The sequence below is a fragment of the Brevundimonas terrae genome, assembly GCF_011761985.1.
Lineage (GTDB): Bacteria > Pseudomonadota > Alphaproteobacteria > Caulobacterales > Caulobacteraceae > Brevundimonas > Brevundimonas terrae.
Genome location: NZ_JAASQT010000004.1, coordinates 1 through 20,890 on the forward strand (window position 1 = coordinate 1; position 20,890 = coordinate 20,890).

Below are 20,890 nucleotides of genomic sequence, written 5' to 3' on the forward strand. Positions count from 1 at the left end.
TCTGCACCCTGAACGAAGCGGCTCATACCCACCTCCTGAAGACCTCAGCAGGCTAACCTAATTCGCTCGAACGGAAGCTGTTTTCACACAGCCTCGACTCAATACGGTCTTTGGCAACGTCTGCTTGAAGGAGTCACAGGTATCCAAGGCCAAGGCGGGTCGCTGTCGATGATGTCGCCACTTGGACCGGTCCGGAAGCCTGCCGGTTCATCGCCGCGCGGACAGGGAGGGTGGGGCACCGGGTCTGGGGCAACGGCCCGACCACCAGCCGAGGAGAAGGATCGCAGTTCGGCAGGCCAGGTAACACGGGTGGCGGTAGGGGCAGGGGTTTGACGCCGGACCAAACCACGCCCTCCTCATAGGCCTGGTAGCCCGCGATCTGGGCCGCAAAATGCTTCACGCGAACGCCGGATTCGCCCCAGCAACATTCCCGGTAGCGCAGGCTCGAGTTGCAGGGGCAGGGGCCGTCAAGCGGGTGCTCGACGAACGCCGAGTGGGGATGACGCCGATGCGTCCATTCTCCGGTCCAGGCGTGGAAGGGGTCATTCAAGCGATCGACCACATAGGCGACGAGCGAAAAATCGTGCTCGCGATCCTCCGGCGTCAGAACCGAATATTTCTGCACCGGATGGAGCACGAGCGAGACCTCAAGTATCTTCGTCTTAGTGATACGCACAGAGCAGAATTCGCCGTCATAGACTTGGCCGGGTATATGACCGCAAGGGTCGATCGGCGTCGAACGTTTGCCGCAGATCGAACAGGCCCAGTCCTGGTTGAGGAAGCCGGGGCTGGCGAATACCCGGTAGGGAAACAGGCTCTGCCATAGGGTGATGATCTGTGCGCGTTCAGCAGCTAGCGTCAAAACTGGTTCGGGGGCGGCATTCCGGACAACCCGCTCCAGGGCGAGTTCGACCTGCTCGAGCGCGCACCAGCCTTTGTAGTAACGGCCGCGCTTCAAATGGGCGAACGCTGATACATAGGTCGCCATGGCGTCTGCATAGGCCTGGACCGACCAGAAGGGATTGCGCGCCGGGCCCTGGACTCTCCGCTTGGCCGCGCGCGCGTCTGACGCGAGCTTGCGCCAGAACATGAGGGATGGCCGATCCCGATTACGACTCAGTGTGTTCAACAACCGGGTCAGAGCCGGCACGGTCAAGGCTTTGTCGTTTCGCCAGGTGCGCCGGGGGTGGGCTTGGTTGGCTGTTGACCGTCGGAAGTCGCCTGCTCCCCCTGACCGGCGCCCGGCTCGCTTGATGGCGCTGGTTTGGCCACCGTGTCGACATAGCGGGCCACCGAACGCTCCAGCGCGGCACCGATATCCTCGGCCGGTCCTTTGTAGGTGACCCGCAAGGCACCGCGATCCGGGGTTTCGACGATCATCTCGATCTCGGCGGTGTCCTCCTTCTTGTGGCCCGGCAGCACTTCGTCGAGACGATTGGTCAGGATGCCGAGCACGACGGGCAGGACGACCGTGGTCAGCACCAATGTCGGCAGACGCCAGGCCTTGGAGTGTAGCGCTAGTTCGACGTAGCCGTTGGAGGACATGGCCACTGCGACCGGCGTGGTCTCGTCCAGAAGCGCTTGCAGTCGCTGCAGAAACTCGCCGGTCCCGACCGGGAATGTCGGCTGCTCGGCCTCGTGCAGCGTGGGCACGACCATAATTGCGGCAGCCACCAAGGTGGGCCGCCGGGCGTCTTCGATCCACGGCTTGTCGAGCCAAAAGCCGCGCGCGTTGCTCGTCTCCGTGATGGTAAGCTCTAGCAGCCGTTGCTTTATCGCTTCCGTCGTCATCGCGGGATACTCCAAAGAAGATCAATCGGGCCGGCACCCTCCAGCAGAGCGTCGGTTAGACACGGTTCGGTGAGCGGGGGGGCATGAAAGAGTATTGACCGAGTCCGACCCGGCACGCCAGATCCATACCGGCTTTCGACGAAGAACACGTTGGACGCACGAATCGGGCCAGTCGCCCGCACGGATGGAGCACCGGCACAATTTGGATGTCGGGCTTCAGACGAGGGTGATCTTGGGGTTCGCCTTGAAGGATCTACGGCCCCCACCTCTGGATGAACGGCGCCGACTCACCCCAACTTGCGCGAATGCCTCGCCAGTCCAGAACTCGGAAATTCCATCAGCTCAACACGGACATCGAGGCCCTGCTTGCGTCTATGAAGCCGCCAGCGACGCCCGAGGAAGCGATCATTAAGCTGCCGCGCCTTGCAAGCCGCCTTCGTAACCGAAGCTTCGCCCGAGGAGTCGCAGTCCTCGGTGGGTTGGCGACGGATCGTCGGTTCCACGCCCATCAGGTACGACTCGACTGGTCGATACGGCTGCTCGCCGCCGGCGCCCGGGGCGACAAGATCATGGACAGGGCGTCTCTTGACCGTCTCTTCAATGAAGATCTCCCCAAGCTGCGGATCGACGCCCAGGAGGATCCGCTCGAACAGCCTTTGATCAGCCAAGTCGCGACACGACACGGCGAGTATCGCTTCGTCTCGGGATGCAATGATCATGCGGCGTCCTTCACGGACCTCGTGGTCTCCGCCTTCGACACGCTTGATCCAGAGGGCGGGGCCGCCGCCTTTCGACACGCCTTTGCTCTGTTGCGGCTAAGCGATCTGGTCGTGGAGCGCGCAGGCGAGGATGTCACCGTACTTGGTCCAGACACGCCTATGGCGCGGATGACCGTGCCTTCAGGTACCGAGTTGGGAGACCTATCCGCGCGGGTGGTCTTCTCCGGCCTCGACCTCGAACATCATGGTATCGACGCGGCGGACCTCGAGCCCTTCCGTCTGACCGACGACGATCTACTGTCGATCGGCTCAACCCGACCTGGCGACTCCCCGCTGGAAAGACGGCCGCTGTGGCGAGAGGGGGGGGATTGGATCATGGTCTCGCCGGGCGCGGTCACGACCGCCGTCAGGTTTTGCCTGATCGATGCGATCGTCGCGTCGGGGCGAGGAGACGAGATGGCAGTGAGTTTGCTGGCTACCCAACACGACCGTCTGACCGAGTGCGGCTTCCTGAAGGATGCGGCTGTCGAGGTGGTTGATCATGGAGGGCAGCCCGCCTTCGACCGTCTGGAGGAACTTTCGCCAGGCCGGTTCTGCCACGTCCTGGAAACAATGGACGACTTCGAGGGCTGGCCGGACCGCAGCTTCGGCAGCGACCGCGCCGCTTCACGAGCTTTCGAGATCGACTTTCGACGGTCTGTGGAGACAGCGCGCGCCCGAGCTCAGGCCGCAACCGACTACCGGGAAGGCTTTACCCTTTGGATCGCCGGCGGCTGGGGTTCGGGGCGGAGCGTATCGAGGTCTGTGATCGAGCGCTTCCGTGACTGGCCTGTGGTTATCATCAGCCCTGATGAGGCCTGCATCCTGGGACTGGGCGAGGCGGGGCGGCCGCGGGACCTGCTGCGGCTCGAGACGCTACGGCGCATGATCGCGGCGGATGGCTTTGAACTGCAGCATCCCGGTGACTGGTTGAACCTTCACGTTTTCTGGCGAGAAAACGGCCATGATCTCCTGCCACGGCATCTCGATATGACGCCGCCGGTCGGACTGCAGTTCCCGCTGTTGCGTCAGGCGGAGATTAGGTTGGACGCCTACAAGGCCTGGAATCGCCGGACCCTGCCCCATCCTCGATTCGGTGGCATCGTGGTCTCACGAATGGAGCGACGCCCGTGGTCGGGTGAACTGGAGCCCATCTATGCTGCGATCGACGCGGTTCGGCGTCAGCGCTTGATCGGCGCCGCTGTGATCGACGAAGCAGGCGTGATCTGGGTCGAGGCGATCACGAAGGAGGCCGATCGCGAAACACATTTCCAGACCTGGCACACGGCCCTCCTCTGGGCAAAGCGGGTTCTTCCCGTCTGGGCAGCCCGGTCCGGTCAGCCCTTGTCATTGGCCGATCTGGTGGTCTCCGTCGAGGCTGCGCCGACGTACGACTGGGAGACCGCATCGGAGGCGGAGATCGACGCAGCGGTGACGGTCTGGCGGGAGCGACGCGGCGTGGTCCGCATCCATCTAGCCCGCGATTGGCACCGGGGCCTGATGAGAACGGACAATCGCTCGGAGGTCACTCTCGCGGCAGGGCTTTTGCAAGCCTGCGCCTTCAGCGAGGATGGGGAACTCGCGCGGGACGCAGCGATCGCGCTCGTGCGCGGAATCGTTTCTGCGGGCGTTCGACACCGCCATGCGTCGGACGTGGTTCGAGTGGTGGAGGCCTTAGGGAGTGCTGGGGTGGTACAACCACTTCGCCGGATGTCTCACACGGCGGTGTCGGTCGAGAAATATGGCTCGGTCTGGCGGGTGAGGCCGCGTAACGCTTCACGCGAGATCCGTGGCGTCGAGGACTGCGTGGCGCTGGTGCGGGCCCTTCTGGCTCGCGAGACCGACGATTTTCGCGCCCTCGTCGGGAAATACGAACGCGCGGACCTGGTGGTCTCCGCCCTTCGCAGCCAGCAGGCCGCCCTTGCGGAGGCGCGCAGCTGGGAGACCTCGGCGAGGGCCATGCGCGCCATTCATGGCGTCGAGGCGGATCTGCGTTTCAGCCTGGAGCAGAAGTCTCAGTTCAACACCGTCATTCGCTGCAGTACGCTGATCGCCGAGTTCGCCCAGACCGACGCGAAGTCCGACGGCGGTTGGGCGGTTGGGCGCATGGACGTGGAGGCTCTCCAGGCCAAGGCGATGGCACTCATCCACGTCGCCGACACCTTGCCTGCCCTGATATCGGGACACCAGACTCCCTTCCTGAGCGTAAGTCCGTCAGGCGATCTGCGCTCCGATCACACCTTCTCCGACACCACCCTGAAGGCGACCGCGACCCAATTGCACGCGCGCGATCGCTCCGAGGCCGACGCCAACTACGGCCGCCGTCGCGACGCCTCTAACGCTACGGTTCCTGCCGACGCGGATTTGGCTGAGGCGCTTGAGGCGGAATACGGCGTGCCGCATGCGGTCCTGCGGGAGTTCGCCGACGCTCTTGGCCACCTCGTCATCGCAGACGGCGTGTATGTAGTGGTTCGGCGACGAAGCGCGCTTCTGCAAGACTTGGCCGAGGACGAAATCTTGAAAGGCTCACCGCTGGAGCCGCTGTTGGGCCGCCTGATCCTGCCGTGGCGCGACGGTTGGTCGGACATTCCAGACGGTGCCGTCGCCGGGGACTTCGACGTCTCGAAATTCGACCGGCGGTTATCCTTGATCGGCCGGCCCATTCCGGCCCTGTCGGGCGACGACGATCCCCTGCTAGTGATCGCGCCGGCCACCATCGAACGTGCCTTGGTCCACAACCTGTCTGGCGCCCTCTCTGGCGATCTGCAGAACCAGTTCTGGTCGAGCGAGACCATGCGACGGTTCGCCAGCCGACAGGGAGCTCAGACCGGACTGGCGTTCAACGATGCAGTGGCCGAAGCCGTGGCGGGTCAAGCGCTCGAGACCTGGTCCGGGCGCACCATGAGCTGGTGTCTGGACCGGAAACAGACCGAAGAACTGAAGCGGTTGGGCGATATCGATGTGCTTGCCTACAGTCGAGCCGAGAACCTCGTCTGGGTCATTGAGGCCAAAGACCTGAAGCTTTGTCGAACCCTTGGGGAGGTCGCGCGTCGTCTTGCGGACTACCGTGGAGCGCTCGATCGCAAAAACAGGCCCGACGCCTTGTTGAAGCATCTGCGTCGGACGACCTTCCTGAGGGACAATGCGGACGGGCTATGCAAGCGCTTGGGCACAGCCACGCCGCCTCGGGTCTGCGGCCTCGTCGTCGTCAAGTCGCCGCAACCGATGACGCAGTTGCCAGGGGTCTTCTATGATGACGCACGGGTGGCGCTGCTCGATCGGTTGGACGCGATTCCTTGGCAGATAGGATGGTAGCTGAAGTGGTGATCGCGCCTCTAACCGTTACCCGAGACTATCTGATCGAGGGCAAGATAATGAAAGCCGATATCGCCACTGACCTCGCCCCCTTCTCCGTAGATTATGCCGCGAAGATGCAGCACGCCCGGCATCTGTTCGGGTTGTTGTCGCTCCAGATCGACTGGGGCGTCAGACCGTCGGCGGCTCGAACGCGCGGGTGATCGGATTCATCACTTGGATTCGTCCAGCATCCGAGTTGAAGGCCAAAAGCACCATGCCGCCGACGCCTCGCGCCGTCGTGAAAACGGCCTTCTCCGTGGGCGGAAACGCATCCGTTGCATAGCTGCAGGCGAACGCGAGAAAGGCCTCGATCGCCCTATCCCGGTCCGCATCCTCCACCTCGATGGGCATGAGAAATTTGAACAGTCGGCCGTCGTCAGCGGCGAACAGTATCGAGAAGACCAGAGAATAGGGTTGATTCTGTGCGACTTTGCCGGGCGTTCTGATCAAGGTCACCTTCATCGCTGCGAAGCGCTTCGCGAGAGCTTGGAGTCCGGCCTTCAGCGCCTGGTAGTGATCCTTGCCCATCTCGCCTAGGAAGCCATTGAAATAACCCTGTGCAACAAACAGCATGGCGGCCGTCGGCAATACCCATTCCAGGCCGGCGAAGGGTCCGGGACGAGGCACAGCCTCCATTTCAAAATCCAGGCCGTCTGCCGCGACCGCGTCTCTGAAGTCTTGGAAAACGGCGTCGGGCACATGGTCCTGGTGGACGATAACGATGTGCGGGATGCGGTCCATGGCGAGGCCTGCGAGGGTTAAAGCGATCGAATTTGTCTTCGATATCATCGTTCAGTGATTCGGTTCCGAGTCCATCTCGATGGTCTGCGCGCAGCCAAGGAAATCGCTCTGGCGGCGACGTGATCGAATAGCGTTCACTTGGGGCGAGTGCGGCCTAAACGATGCCGACCGGTGTAACGTCCGCTTTCGGGCAGCTAGCCAATGACTGCTCCTGGCGCATTCGCGACCATGCGCTGAGGCATTCTTCCGACCTATAAAAAGGGGACTGTTGTTCGCGAACTCCGAGTTTTGGAATGCATCCCCGCGTACAGATGTCAGCCAGGCCTCTGATTGGAGTGTAGACGATAAGTCTCATTTTGGTTGACTTGTCCGACCTGTATGAGCGACCAGTCCCTCATAAAAAGAGACTCATAAGATGAGTCTTTCACCTTGTTGGAGGGGACAATGGCAGGCTTTAAAGTCATACTGGATGATCTCGGAATCGAGACGGCATCGGCATCTTGCTATTATTCGAACGTCACTTTTTCGGATGCCAAAGGGAAGTTCCGTAAATACGGAGCGGTGGGGATTACGCCCATCTCGACCGAAAGTACGACCTCGGGGACTTTGAAAGGCGCGGCATGGGGCATGATCCTGGCTGGCCCTATTGGCTTAGCTGTAGGTTCCATGGTTGGGGGCGGTATGAAGGTCGCCTTCGAGCTTCATACGTTGGAGGGTGAGACCCTCAAGGGCATAGCGAGCAAAGGTAGCTACCTGGACATCAAAAAGCAGGTTGAAAAAAGCCCTGCAGTAGCAGGGCCGCCCAAAGTGGTGTGGGACAAGAGCCGAGGCCCTCGGGTGGTAAGTCCGGTCCTTATCCTCGGTATAGCGATCTTGCCTTTTATCTTCGTCTGGATGCTCTTGCGCAGCGGCTATTCGGCTCAAGCAAGATTGTTTGGGCTTGCGTGGATGGTTGTATGGTTCATTGGACTTGGCAATCTGCCAACATCTGGTCCGGATGTAGCTGCACCTATTGAAAGCCCTTCAGGCGTGGTGGCCTCAGTTAGCCAAGCGGCTTCCCGTGAGACACCGAAACAGTAAAGGCCCTCATCAAAGGGGAGCGTGGGCTCGTGGCGCATTTGCTAATTTATTCCGCCTTCAACTGGACTTCGGCAGCGACCAGAGCGGTAGTTTGTCCATGACCTCAGATGATTTGTACCGACCCTTGTTTGATCCAAGTGATGCACTGGAGGCCAAGTTTCGCCTGGGCGTTTTTGCTGGGTTTCTGGGAGAGTGCGTCGCGGCGCTGTCGTCAGATTTGGGGCTTCTGGAACTGCCCAGTGCTGCAGGGAACCTGCAAAGCTATCTGCAAGATGCCAAGGCTCTTGCCGACGCCATGGAAGTTCTGGATCGCAACTCGCGATCTATTCTTCCAGGGCCACCAACTCGCTCATCGTGATCTCAAGGCCGCGGGCGAGCTTTTCAAGCACGGTAATGGTGGGATTGCGGATGCCGCGCTCTACGCCAGAGACGTAGGTGCGATGCAGATTCGCCCGATGCGCAAACTCGTCTTGCGACCAGCCTTTGGCTTGGCGCAACTGCTGCACGCGTCGTCCGAGTTTGTGGCAAACGTCCATGTGCACAGATGCGGGCAATGCATCTGATCAGGCGACAGACGATAAGTCTCATTTTAGTTGACTTAACAGCGCTACCCTCCCGCGACAGGCCTACAGGTAACAGCGGCGTCTTTTGGCGCCGCTGTATTCGTTTACCCCGGCCGAGGGCCATCACGGCGGGCTGTCCGGTCTTGAAGGATACTGCGCCCCTGACGGTTGGGAGCCCAGTTAAGGAACTGGCTGAGGCTGTCGACCTGATCGTCATAACGCGCTGCCGGGAAGGTCTGCATCTCGCGGTGTAGATCATCCAACCACGGGGCTTTGCGTGGCAGTTTGGCAAAGCCAGAATAGAGCCGCTCCACCGATGCAAAGTAGCGCTCGGCCTTGGGCAAGGTGGCGCTGATGCCTATGCGCATACAGCCACGGGCATGGTGCTGGGGATCGCTGATACCGCGCATGTCGCGACTGAGATCTTCCAATAGGGCCGGCCCCACGGACGACTTCTCGACCAATATGGCATCGGTCTTCCAGAGCTTGCGCTCGGCGCGTACGCGGGCGAGCAGATCTGGATAGAGTAGGCGCTGGCGAATGACGTTGAGTAAAAGCCAACTGGTGCCGTCATGGCCCCAGACAGTGCCAACCGAATAGTCGGCCTTGGGATCACTGGAAGAGGCCACATCCCAACTGTGCACCACCTTGTGGAGCTGGGTGCGGGGTGGTGCTTCATCATAGAACTGAACCTTGTCCCATTGCAGATAGTCGCCCTCTAAGGGCGTGGGGTTTTGCTGGTACTGGGCCTCGAAGGCCCGCGGGCCCATCTCGGCTTTGAGCTGATCGAGTACATCACGCGGTTCGCGCTTGGGATTAAGGACATCGCCGATGCGCCGGCTATGTGTTCTGCCACGTGTGAGAGGAATAATCTCGTCGCGCGTGGCGATGGCGGGAAGGTTAAGGTGACGATAGCCGCCCTTGTCGCTAAGGTGGGCCGAGACGTCATCCTCATGCAGACGCTGCTGGATGGCGATGACAGTTCCGGTCTGTTTGTTGTCCAGACGGCTGAGCAGGGTCTCGTCCACAAACCGTTGCGCCTTGGCGCGCGCTTCAGGATAGGACGCATCCTGTGCCTTCATCAAATCATCGACGATAATCAGATCGGCCCCGATACCGGTGACCGTGCCGCCCACAGCCGTGGCAAAGCGATAGCCGCCTTGGCGGGTGCCAAGGTCGGCTTCGGTGTCGCGGACGATCGAGGCCGCTGTGTGGGGAAAGACCTCGCTATACCAATGCGACTGGATCACTTTGCGAAAGCTGCGCGACAGGGCCGCTGATAGCTCCTGGCCATAGCTGGCGCAGATGATGCGGGTCTCGGGCCGCTGACCGAGCAACCAGGCCGGAAACGCCACCGTGGTCATGATCGACTTCAGATGGCGGGGCGGCACGGTGATCTGCAGACGACGCTCATGGCCTTGGGCCACGTCAGCAAGGGCCTGGCACATGGCCGACAGGTACCAGCCGCGCGACAACGGCGTGTCCGGGTTCAGATGACGAAACACCAGTTCTAGGAAAATCTCGAACTCACGTCTGGCTAAGGTGTGGACCATCACATCGGAGGGAAGGGGCAGCGCACTCATGATGCGTCCCCGTCATTCGAGGAGGAGACGATATCGGCCACATAGGCGCTGATGATCTCGTCATAGCTGGAGGGCTGAATCTCGCTGGGGCGATGCGTCTTGCTCTCTTCCAAGGGTGAATGTGCGCCATCAGCTTCAATCTTGAGCAAGGTGTGGAACGCCTTGGGGCAGCCTTTGACGGCCTTATCGACCTGTTGGCGAACCGCCACCTGTCGTTTGGACATGGTCTTGGTCAGTCCATCGACGGTGACGGAAACCTTGCGATCCAGTTCTTCGCGCAAAAGGGTGGATATATTGCGAGAGCCTTTGGGGCGACCCTTGGGGTTACCGCTGTGGCCCTTGGTAAACTGATGAGCCTTGGGCGGCCGGCCAAAACCGACCGGATAGTCTGCAAGTGTATGAGACATGACACATCTCCTTCATCACGCGGCCAAGGCCCGTGTACGAACCCGTACACGCGCTTGCGGGAGTGCAGAGGGCACTACGCTCAACTGAGGCTGAGCATTCGGTTGCTCTTGGCGCTGTGCGCGCACCTGTTGGAAGGTCTGACCGGTCGTGGCCAATATGGCGGGGCGGCCGGTGTAGTCCTGCCAACGCATCACCCCCACATCCACATAGCGGGGATCCAGTTCACTGGCGCGGCCATGGCGTCTGGCCGCCTCTGAGGCAATGATGGTGGTGCCGCTGCCGCTAAACAGATCCAGCACCACATCACCGGGGCTGGAGCTATCGAGGATGGCATCGCGGATCAGGGCCATGGGTTTGACCGTGGGATGCATCTCGCGGGCTTTGGCCTTCTTAGCCCCAAAGCCGTTGACGCCCTCATAGGCCCAGACATTGGCGCGGTTGCGCCCGTGCTTGCCCAGTTCGACGCGGTTGAGGTGCGACGCTCCGGACTTTCGGAACAGGAAGATCAGTTCGTGGCGCGAGCGATAGAAGCTGCCCATGCCCCCTGAGGTCTTATCCCAGACAATCAGGTTGAGCAGTTCCATCTTGGCATGGTCGGCTGCGGCCAAGGTGTGGGCCATATGCCGCCAGTCCATGCAGAAATAGCAAAGACCGCCTTCCACCAGCGCTTCGCTGGAGCGCAACAGCACCTGGATGAGGAACTGGGTGAACTCGTCATCGCTCATCTCGCCGGACGCCATGACGAACTCATCATGCTTGCCAGAGCCGGTGATATGGCCGGCCACTTCAACATTATAGGGCGGGTCGGTGACCACCACGCGCACCGCATCGCCTTGCAACAAGGCGGCCATGGTTTCGGGCGCGGTGGCATCACCGCAGTAAAGCCGGTGATCCCCCAACAGCCACAGGTCGCCCAGACGGCTGACAGGTTCTTGAGGACGATCGGGCAGGGTGTCGGCGTTCTCGCCGCCGCCATCGCCTTCCAGGATAAGGCTGTCGATACGCGCAGACGTGAGGCCTGTGACCTCAAGGCTAAAGCCGAGGTCGATATTGGACAGGTCTTGCAATTCAAGGCCCAGCGCTTCTGTATCCCAGCTGGCCAGTTGTCCGAGCTGGTTCTCGGCAATGCGGAACACGCGCAACTGATCTGCGCTGAGATGGCGAATACGAATGCAGGGCACATCCGATAAGCCCAGTTTACGGGCAGCTTCAACGCGGCCATTGCCGGAGATGATCTTGCTGTCCTGATCAATCAGGACGGGCACCAAAAAGCCGAACACCTCGATGGCCTTGGCCAGTGCAGTGATGTCGGAGGCTTTGTGAAGTTTGAGTTTCCGACCTTCCGAAACCAGAGCCGAGATCGGGTGATATTCGATCGACAGCTGGATGGAGTTGGGAAGGCGCGGGGCGATTAGATCATTCTTGTGTTCTACCTCAGAGGTCATGGTGAGGATCCTTGGATGCAGGCATGAGGACGCACACCCGCAATGCGGGCATCACGTGCGTTCTCAGCAGGATGGGAGGGGGTGTTGCGACGGCAGGCTGGCATCACCGGCTGCTCTGGCGTCTATAGTCATGGCTTCAAGTACAGCCCGATAAAGCAAAGCTGGTAAGCCACTCCAACTTTGGCAATGGGGGCTTCTAAATCTTTTTGAACATTGGTGGACTAGCGCTGCGATTGGAGCGTTAGTGTCGGTGTTCCGCCCGGCCAAGCCGGGCTCGGATCAGTAGGGGCAAACCGCTCCGGATGATCCGAGGATGACCATGCTGACCTTCCAAGCCATAGAGCCGCAACCGGTTGCAAAGGCACCGAGCAAGCAAGTGCAACTGATCGCTCTTCTGCAGCAAGAGAACGGCGCCACCATTAAGGCCATGACCCTTGCCACAGGCTGGCAGCCGCATTCGGTGCGTGGCGCAATGGCCGGGGTGCTGCGCAAGAAGGGCTATCAGGTCCAAAGCCGCAAACATGAGGGCACGCGCTACTGGTCGATCAAGACCGAGGCGAGCCAATGAGCGAGATCAAGGCCTTGGTCGAAGCGGTGGCGAAGATGAAGCTGGATGACGTGCGTACGGCCTGGCGTGAGAGGTTCGGTGAGCCGCCGCCCTTGCGATCAACCGATCTGATGCGCCGCGCCCTGGCGGACCGGTTGCAACTGGAGGGCTCATCACATCCGCTGGACAAGCGCTTGGCTCAGTTGGCCGCGCGCCATCGCACCGGCTCCAAACCCACTGTGGTCGCCCACAGTTTCAAGACCGGCTCGCTGCTGCAGCGCGAATGGCAAGGCGAGCGCCATCAGGTCGAGGTGGTGGACGGCGGCTATGTCTGGAAGGGGCAGAGCTATAAGAGCCTGTCGGCCATCGCCCGGGACATCACTGGCGCGCGCTGGAATGGCCCACGCTTCTTTGGTCTGCGTGAGGGATAAGCCTGATGCAGACCAAGACCATCCGCTGCGCCATCTATACCCGCAAGAGCACCGAAGAAGGGCTGGAGCAGGATTATAACTCCCTACATGCCCAGCGTGATGCCTGCGCGGCCTACATCCTCTCTCAAGCAGGCGAGGGCTGGAGCCTCTTGCCCGAGATCTATGATGATGGCGGCTATTCGGGCGGGACTATGGAGCGTCCGGCCCTCAAGCGGCTGATGGCAGACATTGAGGCCAAGCGGATCGATGTGGTGGTGGTCTATAAGGTGGACCGCCTGACCCGCTCGCTGGCCGACTTCTCCAAGATCGTCGAGGTGTTGGATCGGACCGGCTCCAGTTTTGTCAGCATCACCCAGGCCTTTAACACCACCACCTCCATGGGGCGGCTGACGTTGAACGTGCTGTTGTCCTTTGCCCAGTTCGAGCGCGAAGTGACCGGGGAGCGCATCCGCGACAAGATCATGGCCTCCAAGAAGAAGGGGCTGTGGATGGGCGGCATGCCGCTGCTGGGTTACGATCCCGACGGGCGCACCTTGAAGATCAACGAACAAGAAGCCGATTCTGTGCGCTGGATGTTTGCCCGCTATCTGGAGGTGAAGTCCGTGCACCAGATGGTGAAGGATGCATCAAGCAAGGGGATATGCGCCAAGCGCTGGGTCAATCGCCACGGTGTTGAGGTAGGTGGCGGACCCTTACAGCGCGGAGCGATTTGCTACCTGCTGCGCAACCGCACCTATATCGGCGAGATCCCGCACAAGGACGAATCCTACCCCGGCCAGCACGAGGCGATCATTACGCGCGAGACGTTTGATGCGGTGCAGGCCTTGCTGGATAAAACGCGTCGCACCCGCAAACCCGGCAAGACTCGCCCTGTTCACACGGGTGCTCCCTTGGGCGGCCTGATCTTTGATAGTGCCGGGCAGGTGATGTCGCCGGTCAATGCGACCCGAAAGGGCGGGGCCACCTATCGCTACTATGTCTCGACGGCCGTCCAAAAGGGTAGAAAGTCTGAGGCTGGTGTGCATCCGCGTGTGCCTGCGTCGCAGATTGAAGATGCGGTTCTCAAGGCGGTGGCTCCTTTGTTGGAAACCAATCAAACATCGAGCTGGGATCAGGTGCGCGATGTGATCGATCGCATCGAGGTTCAGCGCGATGTTTTGAAGATCAGGCTGGACCCGGAGAGAGCCACGCAAGGCATTCTGAGTGATGTGGGGCGGATGCGACTGGCGCAACTGGATCAGGAACAGAATCAACCTGTGATGATCTGCCCGATCCAGATCACCAAGCGTGGAGGGCTGACCGTTCTGGGGCCCAATGGCACGGACGCCATAATCAAGCGCACCTTGGATCCAGCCCTAAGCTCCGCCCTCATCAGAGCTGAGGCTTGGAAGCGCAAACTGCTAAACGGTGAGGTGACTCGATTGGAAGACTTGGCCCGCGCCGAAGACATCAACTCCACCTATGCCGCGCGCATGCTTCGCGTGGCTTTCCTGGCACCCGACATCAAGGAGCAGATCTTGGAGGGGGAAATCAGCGAGCGGCTGACCTTGCAGAATGTGATGAGACAGGATGTACCGCTGGATTGGGATGAACAGCGGGCGCTATTCAAAGCCTGAATCTGTTCCCTGATACCGTGATTTAAATCCCTGATACGGCCGATTTATTCCCTGATCGGCCGTTTTATTTTCCCTGTTATTTTTTAGAGGAAAGGCTCAGGCATAGTACCCGAAACCCCGCTACGGCGGGGTTTTGTGCGTATGGCGTCATGTGCAGACTATCCAATCACCATCGATATTCCCTGTTATTCCCTGTTAACAGGCAACGAACACCCTAAACCCTAGCGCCTCCAGACAAACGGAGACGGGCGAGAGAATGAGGGCCAGATGTGCGCCATCAGCCGTCTCCAGAGACGGCAAACGGCCCCGAGGGGCTGTGCATGTATCGGTAATGTCGGGGGTATTTGCGGCTGACCCGCATAGCCCGCGTTAGCGGGTGAATAGATGGCGGAAGAGGTGGGATTCGAACCCACGGTAGGCTCTCACCTACGCTGGTTTTCAAGACCAGTGCCTTAAACCGCTCGGCCACTCTTCCGTCAGGCGCTTGGGGCGCGAACCTTGCGAGTCAGTGGCGACTCGGAAGGGAGGCGCAGTGCTTAGCGGGAAATGTGTCGCGGGCTCAAGTCGAAAACGGCTAATATGCGTTAACCAAACCCCAAGTTTGCCATGGGCATGATTGGGAATGCAGTCGGTAACCTTCCCCCATTCGTCGTCCTCGATGCTTCCAATCTCCAAGAAAAGTGCGTTGCGCGCTGTCTTGATGCTGTCGGCCTTGGTCACGCTTTCAGCCTGTGCGTCGTCAGGTGGAGGCAAGGCCGGGGCGTTGCCGCGGGATATTCCCTCGGTCAGTGATGCAGCGCCTTTCGTGTCGGGAACGATGCGTCCTTATACGATCCGGGGGCGTACCTACCGACCGGCCGAGCAGCCGGATTATAATGAAACGGGTCAGGCGTCCTGGTACGGACAATATCATCACGGGCGTTCGACCTCGACGGGCGAGCGGTTCGATATGAATGCCCTGACGGCGGCGCACAAAACCTTGCCGCTGCCCAGCATGGTCGAGGTAACCAATCCGGCCAACGGGCGGCGTGTGCTGTTGCGCGTGAATGATCGTGGGCCTTTTGTGGACAACCGCATCATCGATCTGTCGCGTGGAGCGGCCGATGCGCTGGGCCTGCTGAATCAGGGCGTGGGCGAGGTGCGGGTCCGCTATGCGGGGCGTGCGCCTAGATCGGGTGGGGGAATGCGATTGGCCGATGTCGGTAGCCGCGTCGCGAGCCAACCGGCGGAACGGGCAGCTCCGGCACCTCGTGCACCTTCGTCAACGGCGCGACCCTATAATGAGGTCGTTCGTGAACAACCGCGCCAGACGACGCGCCCGCGGACGACTTCGCGTCCCGCCTCGACACCGAACTATCCGCGTACGCGCCGTGATGTGCCGATCCCTGATCAGCCCTTGCCGCCCTTGATGCCGACGCGTGACGCGCCGCTCGTGGTACCGCAACCAGTTCCTGTGCCTGTTCCGGCACCGGTTTACACGCCGCCGGTTGCATCTGTACCGGTCCAGGCCAGTGGTCCATACCGCGTTCAGGTCATAACGTTTGAAGAGCGCGCCTTTGCCGATGGCATTGCGCGTCGGGTTGGCGGTGATGCAGTTGTGGAAAGTTTCGAGCGAAACGGACGCACACTTTATCGCGTGATTGTTGGCTCCCGTACGGATCGGGAAGGGGCCGAGCGCTTGCGCCAGGCCATCATCGCACGTGGTTTTGCCGATGCCTTGTTGATAGCCGACTGAATCGGGGTGACTTCCGGCGCGGGCGCGGCCATTGTGCGCCCGTGCGAGGCAGATTCATTACATTCGAGGGCGGCGAAGGTGCCGGTAAGACCACGCAGGCGCGCCTGCTGGCTGAGCGCCTGCGTGAGCGTGGCATAGACACCGTGCAGACGCGCGAACCGGGAGGCTCTCCCGGGGCAGAGGAGATCCGCGCCATCGCGGTTTCCGGCGATGCCGAGCGCTGGTCGGCGCGGACGGAAACTCTGCTGATGTATGCGTCCCGTTCGGACCATCTGGAGCGCAAGATTCTGCCTGCGCTGGAAGAAGGCAAATGGGTGGTCTGTGACCGCTTTGCCGATTCCAGCCGCGCCTATCAGGGCGCAGGCGGCGGTGCGCCCGATAGCCTGATAGAAGCTCTGGATGAGCACGTCGTTGGTGAGAATCAGCCGAACCTGACGGTTGTGTTCGATATACCGGTCGAGGTGGGGCTTGAACGTGCCTTTGGTCGTGGTCTGTTTGAAACCCGATTTGAATCCAAGGGCTTGGAATTCCACCAGAAGCTGCGCGAGGGTTTCCTTGCTGTGGCTGAACGCCATCCCGAGCGTTGTGTGGTGCTGGATGCCACCGGCGAGGTTGAAGAGGTTGCCGAGCGGCTGTGGGCCGTGGTGGAGGAGCGGCTGCTTTGAGCGAGCATCCGCGCGACCGTTACGACCTTGTTCCCGATCTGAAGGCGGAAGAAGCCTTTCTTGATGCGCTTGGTCGCGGGCGTCTGCACCATGCGTGGCTGCTGTGCGGTGTCGAGGGGGCGGGCAAGGCAACGTTTGCCTATCGTGCAGCGCGTCGCCTTTTGGGCGCGGCTGCTGATCCATCGCGCGGGCCGTTGGGGGCATCGCCCCACGATCCGGTCAGTCGCCTGATTGCGGCACAGGCCCATCCTGATCTTCTGGTGCTGGAACGTATTGTCGAGGGTGGCAAGACCAAGAAGGCCATCTCGGTCGATCAGGCCCGCCAACTGCCCGAGTTCTTCTCCAAGAGCCCCTCGCAAGCCAAGCACCGTGTGGCCATCATTGATGCGGCTGATGATCTAAACATCAATGCTGCCAATGCCTTGTTGAAAATTCTTGAGGAACCACCTGAAAGCGGTGTGCTGTTCCTTGTGACCCATGCGCCGGGACGGTTGCTGGCGACCATCCGTTCACGTTGCCGCCGTTTAAGCTTTCCGGTCTGGACCGAGGCGAAACTGGCCGAACTGGTCCAGCAGAGTACGCAGGTTTCGTGGGAAGAGGCCGAGAATGCGGCCTCTATGGCCGGTGGCTCGCCCGGTGCTGCCTTGAGTCTTGCGTCGGGGCCGTTGTTCGAGATGGATCAACTGGCCCGCATGATCGTCGAAGGGGCGGGGCTGGACCGTAAAGAACAGCTGGATATTGCGGGCAGTTTCCGTGGCGCGGAAGGCGCGGTACGTTTTGACGCACTGATGGATCGCCTGATTGCCACAGTTAAACGTCATGCTGCGGAAACGGGCGGACGCGAGGGAGCGCGCTGGGCAGAACTGTGGGGCCGTCTGTCGGAAATGCCTGAACGGGCCGCCGGATTGAATATGGATAAAGGTGATGTGCTGCTGGGCGCACTGGCAGACATCGCGCGTACCAAGGCTTTGTACTGAACCATGCTGATCGATAGTCACGTCAACCTACACGCCCCGCAGTTCGACGAGGACCGCGACGAGGTCATTGCCCGCGCCCGTGAGGCCGGTGTGGAGATGATGGTCGAGATTTCGGACAAGCTGTCGACCTTCGAGGCGACGCACGCGCTAGCTATGGCGCATTCGGATATCTGGTGCACGGTGGGTGTTCACCCGCACGAGGCCAAGGACTATGCGGACCTGAAGGCCGATACCCTGATCGAACTGGCCCAACGTGACCGTGTGGTCGGGATTGGCGAGTGCGGCCTTGATTTCCATTATGATCTCAGCCCGCGCGACATTCAGGCCAATGTGTTCCGCCAGCATATTATCGCTGCGCGCGAGACAGGCTTGCCGTTGATCGTGCATACGCGCCAAGCCGATGAGGTCTGTGCCGAAATTCTAAAGGAAGAGATGGCCATCGGGCCGTTTAAATTCCTGATGCACTGCTACACAAGTGGCATGGAACTCGCTGATCTTGCGCGTGATCTCGGCGCTTGGTTCTCGGTATCGGGTATTGCCACCTTCAAGGCCGCCGAGGATGTGCGCGAGGTGATCCGCATCATGCCGAATGACCGGATCATCGTTGAAACCGACTGTCCGTATCTGGCACCGATCCCGTATCGCGGGCGTCGGAATGAACCGGCCTATATCAGCCACGTTCTGTCTAAACTGGCCGAGGTGCGTGGCTGGTCACCCGAGGAGGCGGATCGTCTGACGACAGACGCCTTCTTTGGTCTGTTCCATTCTATTCCGAGGCCGTAACGCTATGGCGGATGAGCTGGAAGTCGTCATTCTGGGGTGCGGATCGTCGGGCGGCGTGCCGCGCGGCGATGGCAACTGGGGCGTCTGCGATCCGCATAATCCGCGCAATCTCCGCACCCGCTCGTCGGCCCTGTTCCGCCGTATGGGTGCGGATGGTGTGACGAATGTGGTGGTCGATACCTCGCCGGAGTTTCGGCAGCAGATGGTGATGGCGGGGGTAAAGCACCTGGATGCTGTTCTTTATACCCACGACCATGCAGACCAGACCCACGGCATTGACGATATCCGCGTGTTCTTCATTCAGGGCGGCCAGCGTATTCCGGTGTGGCTGGATCAGGCCACCTATGACTCCTTGATGGCGCGGTTCGGCTATGTGTTCGAGTTCCAGAACAACTATCCGGCCATTGCCGAGGCCCATCTGATCCCGCCGCACGGAACGCGCTGGTCGGTGAACGGAGCAGGCGGGGCCGTGCCGGTCGTGACCTTTGATCAGGCGCACGGGAATATCCGCGCGGTTGGCTATCGCATTGGTGGCCATAACGGCACGGGCGGTGTGGTCTATTCGCCGGACGTTTCCGATCTGGACGAGGCGGCTATCGAGGCCGTGCGCGGGGCGGATTTGTGGATCGTGGATGCGTTGCGTTACCACCCGCACCCGACCCATGCCCATCTGGACAAGACACTGGGCTGGATCGCTGATGCGGGCGTCAAACGCGCGGTTCTGACCAATCTGCATATCGACATGGATTATGAGGCGCTGAACAAGCGTCTGCCTGCAGGTGTCGAGGCCGGATTTGACGGCTGGTCGGCTCGTTTTCCGCTGGCTTAAACCGTCGGCCGGACAACTCTCGTTACCTGCCAGGGCGATGGCTTTACCTGCGTTTCTATAGGTGCGACCCCATAGGCCATCTGCGATTCCCGTTTGGGAGCCGAGCAGGGCAGTTGGGAGTGAGGAATGTCCGGCTTTGTCGAAAGTCTGCGTTTGGAAAACGCAGCGGGTTGGGATGGTTGCGTCAAGCACCGTTATGTCGATGAACTTCTGGCGGGGACCATCTCGGACGAGGTGATGGGCCGCTATCTGGTTCAGGACCACCGTTTCATTGATGCCTTTGTGACGCTGGTCGGTGCGGCTGTGGCCTCGGCGGACCAGTTCGAGAGCCGCCTGCGTCTGGGCCGTTTTCTCGGCATGGTATGCAGCGACGAGAACGACTATTTCATCCGCTCGTTCGCGGCGTTGGGTATTGGCGATGAACGCCATGACATCCCTGATGCTGCACCAACGGCGGGCTTCAAGGCCCTGATGAAAGAAGCTGCGGCCACGCGTTCCTATGCCGCCATTATGGCCGTGCTGAACGTGGCCGAAGGGCTTTATCTGGACTGGGCGCAACGTCTTGATGGCCCGATGCCCGAAAACTTCATCCATTCGGAATGGATTGTCCTGCACGACAACCCGTTCTTTGTGGACTTCGTTACCTTCCTGAAGGGCGAACTGGACCGCGTTGGTCCCGCCGAGGCCGAGGTCGCCCGCGACTTTTTCCGTCGTGCGGTCGATCTGGAACTGGCCTTCTTTGATGCCGCTTATGAGGGAGATGCGTAATGGATTTCTTCGACCGCCTGAAAGCGGCTGCCCATGATGACTGGCAGTCCTATGTGGACCACGAATTCGTGCGCGGCATGGGCGACGGCACCCTGCCGCATGAGGCATTCAAAGCCTATCTGGTGCAGGATTATCTGTTCCTGATCCATTTCAGCCGCGCTTGGGCTTTGGCAGCCTATAAGGCGCGCACGCTTCAGGATTTGAAGGCGGCGCAGGACACGCTGTCGGCCATTCTGAACGAGATGAACCTGCATCTTCGCTTGTGCGAACGCTGGGGTCTGTCGGCCGAAGCGGTCGAGGCCGAGGAGGAGCATCCGGCCAATGTGGCCTATACGCGCTATGTGCTGGATTGCGGCATGTCGGGCGATCTGCTGGACCTGCATGTGGCCCTCAGCCCTTGCGTTATTGGCTATGCAGAAATCGGCAAGGCGCTGGCCCCGAACGGTGTAGAGGCTCTGGCCGATCACCCGTATCGTGAATGGATCGGTGAATATGCTGGCGAGGGCTTCCAGTCCGCCGCCACCGCCGCCCGCGCAACACTGGATCGCTTGGCCCAGCGCGGCGTCTCGGAAGAACGCTTCACCGAACTGGTGAAGATCTTCGGCATGGCCTCGCGTCTAGAGGCCGCCTTCTGGCAGATGGGTCTGGACTTGGGCGCTCAAGCCAAGGTGGCCTAAAGCGGCTGAAACATCAGAGGGCGGAGGCGCATGTTTCTGGCGCCTCCGCCCTTTGTTCGTCTTGATGTTCGGTGTTCTGAAAGCGGGCATACTAATATGGCTGCTAAGGGTGGGAAGCGGACCTTGCTCTATGCCT

General features: G+C 60.7%; 20 protein-coding genes and 1 tRNA gene. 13 read left to right on the forward strand and 8 right to left on the reverse strand.

Features of this window, described 5'->3' with window-relative positions; all coding sequences use genetic code 11:
- Positions 1-133: 133 nt before the first annotated feature.
- Both FHS64_RS10245 and FHS64_RS10250 read right to left on the reverse strand, forming a co-directional pair.
- Positions 134-1,090 carry a hypothetical protein gene (locus FHS64_RS10245; protein ID WP_167178127.1) on the reverse strand — a complete coding sequence of 319 codons (957 nt, stop codon included), beginning with the start codon at positions 1,088-1,090 and terminating at the stop codon, positions 134-136.
- A gap of 62 nt (positions 1,091-1,152) precedes the next feature.
- Positions 1,153-1,791, reverse strand: coding sequence for a hypothetical protein (locus FHS64_RS10250; protein ID WP_167178128.1), 639 nt, complete (start codon positions 1,789-1,791; stop codon positions 1,153-1,155).
- A gap of 374 nt (positions 1,792-2,165) precedes the next feature.
- Between FHS64_RS10250 and FHS64_RS10255 the strand changes: the two genes are divergently transcribed.
- On the forward strand, positions 2,166-5,864 hold the full coding sequence (locus tag FHS64_RS10255) for a hypothetical protein (RefSeq protein ID WP_167178129.1): 3,699 nt from the start codon (positions 2,166-2,168) through the stop codon (positions 5,862-5,864).
- A 171-nt stretch (positions 5,865-6,035) separates the two neighbouring features.
- On the opposite strand, the gene FHS64_RS10260 is transcribed toward FHS64_RS10255, so the two are convergent.
- Positions 6,036-6,647, reverse strand: coding sequence for a hypothetical protein (locus FHS64_RS10260; RefSeq protein WP_167178130.1), 612 nt, complete (start codon positions 6,645-6,647; stop codon positions 6,036-6,038).
- A 444-nt stretch (positions 6,648-7,091) separates the two neighbouring features.
- On the opposite strand from FHS64_RS10260, the gene FHS64_RS10265 reads away from it, so the two are divergent.
- Entirely contained in the window at positions 7,092-7,727 is a 636-nt protein-coding gene (locus tag FHS64_RS10265; RefSeq protein WP_167178131.1) for a hypothetical protein, read from the forward strand.
- 97 nt (positions 7,728-7,824) lie between these two features.
- Positions 7,825-8,085, forward strand: coding sequence for a hypothetical protein (locus FHS64_RS10270; protein ID WP_167178132.1), 261 nt, complete (start codon positions 7,825-7,827; stop codon positions 8,083-8,085).
- Here FHS64_RS10270 and FHS64_RS10275 read toward each other — a convergent pair.
- From FHS64_RS10275 to FHS64_RS10290, 4 genes are all read right to left on the reverse strand, one after another.
- Positions 8,051-8,233 carry a helix-turn-helix domain-containing protein gene (locus FHS64_RS10275; protein ID WP_341771144.1) on the reverse strand — a complete coding sequence of 61 codons (183 nt, stop codon included), beginning with the start codon at positions 8,231-8,233 and terminating at the stop codon, positions 8,051-8,053. The two genes, FHS64_RS10270 and FHS64_RS10275, sit on opposite strands and share 35 nt — an antisense overlap.
- Positions 8,234-8,394: 161 nt before the next feature.
- Positions 8,395-9,873, reverse strand: coding sequence for a hypothetical protein (locus tag FHS64_RS10280; RefSeq protein ID WP_167178133.1), 1,479 nt, complete (start codon positions 9,871-9,873; stop codon positions 8,395-8,397).
- Positions 9,870-10,280 (reverse strand): DUF5681 domain-containing protein, encoded by a 411-nt coding sequence (locus tag FHS64_RS10285; protein ID WP_167178134.1) that lies wholly within the window; start codon positions 10,278-10,280, stop codon positions 9,870-9,872. Before FHS64_RS10285 ends, FHS64_RS10280 begins: the two co-directional genes overlap by 4 nt.
- Before the next feature lie 15 nt (positions 10,281-10,295).
- Positions 10,296-11,726, reverse strand: coding sequence for a site-specific DNA-methyltransferase (locus tag FHS64_RS10290; RefSeq protein ID WP_167178135.1), 1,431 nt, complete (start codon positions 11,724-11,726; stop codon positions 10,296-10,298).
- Between the two features lie 313 nt (positions 11,727-12,039).
- Between FHS64_RS10290 and FHS64_RS10295 the strand changes: the two genes are divergently transcribed.
- The 3 genes from FHS64_RS10295 to FHS64_RS10305 are packed head-to-tail and all read left to right on the forward strand — an operon-like array spanning position 12,040 to position 14,320.
- On the forward strand, positions 12,040-12,294 hold the full coding sequence (locus FHS64_RS10295) for a DUF3489 domain-containing protein (RefSeq protein WP_167178136.1): 255 nt from the start codon (positions 12,040-12,042) through the stop codon (positions 12,292-12,294).
- Positions 12,291-12,704, forward strand: a complete 414-nt coding sequence (locus FHS64_RS10300) for a DUF2924 domain-containing protein (RefSeq protein ID WP_167178137.1) — start codon at positions 12,291-12,293, stop codon at positions 12,702-12,704. Before FHS64_RS10295 ends, FHS64_RS10300 begins: the two co-directional genes overlap by 4 nt.
- Before the next feature lie 5 nt (positions 12,705-12,709).
- Positions 12,710-14,320 (forward strand): recombinase family protein, encoded by a 1,611-nt coding sequence (locus FHS64_RS10305; protein WP_167178138.1) that lies wholly within the window; start codon positions 12,710-12,712, stop codon positions 14,318-14,320.
- A 385-nt stretch (positions 14,321-14,705) separates the two neighbouring features.
- Here the strand turns inward: FHS64_RS10305 and FHS64_RS10310 are convergent.
- Positions 14,706-14,795 (reverse strand) — tRNA-Ser (locus FHS64_RS10310).
- A gap of 342 nt (positions 14,796-15,137) precedes the next feature.
- On the opposite strand from FHS64_RS10310, the gene FHS64_RS10315 reads away from it, so the two are divergent.
- From FHS64_RS10315 to tenA, 7 genes are all read left to right on the forward strand, one after another.
- Entirely contained in the window at positions 15,138-16,055 is a 918-nt protein-coding gene (locus FHS64_RS10315) for a septal ring lytic transglycosylase RlpA family protein (RefSeq protein ID WP_243862928.1), read from the forward strand.
- A gap of 41 nt (positions 16,056-16,096) precedes the next feature.
- Positions 16,097-16,720: a dTMP kinase gene (gene tmk, locus FHS64_RS10320; protein WP_167178140.1), complete on the forward strand. Its 624-nt coding sequence runs from the start codon at positions 16,097-16,099 to the stop codon at positions 16,718-16,720.
- The gene (locus FHS64_RS10325; protein ID WP_167178141.1) at positions 16,717-17,697 is read left to right on the forward strand and encodes a DNA polymerase III subunit delta'; all 981 of its coding nucleotides are present in this window, start codon (positions 16,717-16,719) and stop codon (positions 17,695-17,697) included. Before tmk ends, FHS64_RS10325 begins: the two co-directional genes overlap by 4 nt.
- A 3-nt stretch (positions 17,698-17,700) precedes the next feature.
- Entirely contained in the window at positions 17,701-18,480 is a 780-nt protein-coding gene (locus FHS64_RS10330) for a TatD family hydrolase (RefSeq protein WP_167178142.1), read from the forward strand.
- Between the two features lie 4 nt (positions 18,481-18,484).
- On the forward strand, positions 18,485-19,309 hold the full coding sequence (locus FHS64_RS10335) for an MBL fold metallo-hydrolase (RefSeq protein ID WP_167178143.1): 825 nt from the start codon (positions 18,485-18,487) through the stop codon (positions 19,307-19,309).
- A gap of 126 nt (positions 19,310-19,435) precedes the next feature.
- Complete coding sequence (locus FHS64_RS10340; RefSeq protein ID WP_167178144.1) at positions 19,436-20,077, forward strand: TenA family protein; 642 nt, start codon at positions 19,436-19,438, stop codon at positions 20,075-20,077.
- Entirely contained in the window at positions 20,077-20,754 is a 678-nt protein-coding gene (tenA, locus tag FHS64_RS10345; protein WP_167178145.1) for a thiaminase II, read from the forward strand. The genes FHS64_RS10340 and tenA overlap by 1 nt, the downstream gene beginning before the upstream one ends.
- The last annotated feature ends 136 nt before the right edge of the window (positions 20,755-20,890 follow it).

Coding starts and splice junctions, on each gene's coding strand:
- FHS64_RS10255 (WP_167178129.1), top strand. CDS start 2,166: ATGAAGCCGCCAGCGACGCCCGAGGAAGCGATCATTAAGCTGCCGCGC.
- FHS64_RS10285 (WP_167178134.1), bottom strand. CDS start 10,280: ATGTCTCATACACTTGCAGACTATCCGGTCGGTTTTGGCCGGCCGCCC.
- FHS64_RS10295 (WP_167178136.1), top strand. CDS start 12,040: ATGACCATGCTGACCTTCCAAGCCATAGAGCCGCAACCGGTTGCAAAG.
- FHS64_RS10315 (WP_243862928.1), top strand. CDS start 15,138: ATGCGTCCTTATACGATCCGGGGGCGTACCTACCGACCGGCCGAGCAG.
- FHS64_RS10265 (WP_167178131.1), top strand. CDS start 7,092: ATGGCAGGCTTTAAAGTCATACTGGATGATCTCGGAATCGAGACGGCA.
- FHS64_RS10330 (WP_167178142.1), top strand. CDS start 17,701: ATGCTGATCGATAGTCACGTCAACCTACACGCCCCGCAGTTCGACGAG.
- FHS64_RS10305 (WP_167178138.1), top strand. CDS start 12,710: ATGCAGACCAAGACCATCCGCTGCGCCATCTATACCCGCAAGAGCACC.
- tenA (WP_167178145.1), top strand. CDS start 20,077: ATGGATTTCTTCGACCGCCTGAAAGCGGCTGCCCATGATGACTGGCAG.
- FHS64_RS10260 (WP_167178130.1), bottom strand. CDS start 6,647: ATGGACCGCATCCCGCACATCGTTATCGTCCACCAGGACCATGTGCCC.
- FHS64_RS10290 (WP_167178135.1), bottom strand. CDS start 11,726: ATGACCTCTGAGGTAGAACACAAGAATGATCTAATCGCCCCGCGCCTT.
- FHS64_RS10340 (WP_167178144.1), top strand. CDS start 19,436: ATGTCCGGCTTTGTCGAAAGTCTGCGTTTGGAAAACGCAGCGGGTTGG.
- FHS64_RS10270 (WP_167178132.1), top strand. CDS start 7,825: ATGACCTCAGATGATTTGTACCGACCCTTGTTTGATCCAAGTGATGCA.
- FHS64_RS10245 (WP_167178127.1), bottom strand. CDS start 1,090: ATGTTCTGGCGCAAGCTCGCGTCAGACGCGCGCGCGGCCAAGCGGAGA.
- FHS64_RS10250 (WP_167178128.1), bottom strand. CDS start 1,791: ATGACGACGGAAGCGATAAAGCAACGGCTGCTAGAGCTTACCATCACG.
- FHS64_RS10300 (WP_167178137.1), top strand. CDS start 12,291: ATGAGCGAGATCAAGGCCTTGGTCGAAGCGGTGGCGAAGATGAAGCTG.
- FHS64_RS10335 (WP_167178143.1), top strand. CDS start 18,485: ATGGCGGATGAGCTGGAAGTCGTCATTCTGGGGTGCGGATCGTCGGGC.
- FHS64_RS10280 (WP_167178133.1), bottom strand. CDS start 9,873: ATGAGTGCGCTGCCCCTTCCCTCCGATGTGATGGTCCACACCTTAGCC.